Annotated in this window: 1 pseudogene; it reads left to right on the top strand. The window is 33.3% G+C overall.

Annotation, left to right across the window (positions count from 1 at the left end):
• Window positions 1-282, top strand: a pseudogene (locus tag ACSG5Z_RS32275) (PIN domain nuclease); the annotation flags it as partial.

The following is a 282-nucleotide window of genomic DNA, read 5'->3' as shown; positions in this document are numbered from 1 at the left end:
GTATTAGACATCGGTGCCGTTCCTTTATTGGAAGGATCGTATGTTCGTGCAATTATTGGTGCAATTATTTTATTTTTAACAACATTTTGGCTTGTTGATTATATTGTTCAACTTATTAAGCATATTGAAGAGGCTCTTGTAAAGGCGCCTGTAGCGGATGTTTTATTTGGTACATTAGGGTTAATCTCTGGTCTTATTGTTGCATATGTAATTTTAATACCAATTCGTGAATTTACAATTCCAGTTATTAGCACAGTGTTGCAAGTGTTCTTTACTCTTTTA

Source organism: Bacillus pretiosus, from assembly GCF_051294775.1.
Lineage (GTDB): Bacteria > Bacillota > Bacilli > Bacillales > Bacillaceae_G > Bacillus_A > Bacillus_A wiedmannii.
This window is presented reverse-complemented; position numbering and strand designations above follow the sequence as displayed.